We start from the raw sequence: 808 nt of genomic DNA, 5'->3' as shown, positions 1-808 counted from the left end.
TGCAGGTCGGTCGCACCCGCTGCGAGCAGCGACTGCCAATGCGTCGCCAACGTGTCGGCGTGCGGGGGTAGCGGCGGGAGCGCGGTCACATACGCGCCGATCCGCTCACACCCCAGCCGGCGCAGGTCCTGCACGCGCCCAACCCCCGCACCGGTCAACTCCCAAGCAGGAGCGATGAAACTATCGATGCCATCGGCAACCGAATCGACAGCAGCGGCAGGCCCGGTCGCCCAGGCATCAGTCGCCGCATGCAACGAGAGCTCCCGTACTCCGGCCGCCCGCGCCTCGGCTACGACCGCATCCCTCAGCAGGCCAGCGGCCCGGCGACGAACCTCCAGTACCACCTTCGCCTCAGCCCCGATCGCATCCTCCACCGAGACGGCAGCGCCCCCGATTCCCTGACACACCAGCGCCGCCAGCCGGGTCGACTCCAGACCAGCCACCGCGTACGACGTAGTACAGGCTGAGCAGAAGCAGATCGCCAACAAGGCCTGGTCGGCGGAAGACCAATCGGCACCGGCCGTCTTCTCGTGCGCGCCGAGGTGCCCGACCCCCATCGGCCCGCACGCCTCGAGCACCATCGCCTCGACGCCGGTCTGCCGGGCGACCTCGCCGACCAGCACCCGCGCATAGTCGCGGACCTCCTCGGAGGACGGGCACAACGCATAGTCGTAGACATCTCCGAACGCATTGCGAACGCAGACCGACTGGTCGAGCCGCCCGACCGCCGAGCTGTGCGTCAGTACGACCCAAGCCTTCACCGGCAGCGAGAGCTGGGCGGCAGCGCGGTTGAACGCTTCCTCCCCCG

Annotated in this window: 1 protein-coding gene; it reads right to left on the bottom strand. The window is 69.4% G+C overall.

Annotated elements, in window-relative coordinates; translation table 11 throughout:
• Window positions 1-808: hypothetical protein (locus CAY82_RS26780; protein WP_087503448.1), on the bottom strand; the 808-nt coding region annotated here is incomplete at both ends.

The organism is Pseudomonas sp. SID14000, assembly GCF_002165135.1.
Classification (GTDB): domain Bacteria; phylum Pseudomonadota; class Gammaproteobacteria; order Pseudomonadales; family Pseudomonadaceae; genus Aquipseudomonas.
Note: the sequence above shows the minus strand (reverse complement) of the source record. Positions and strands in the feature narration are given on the sequence as shown.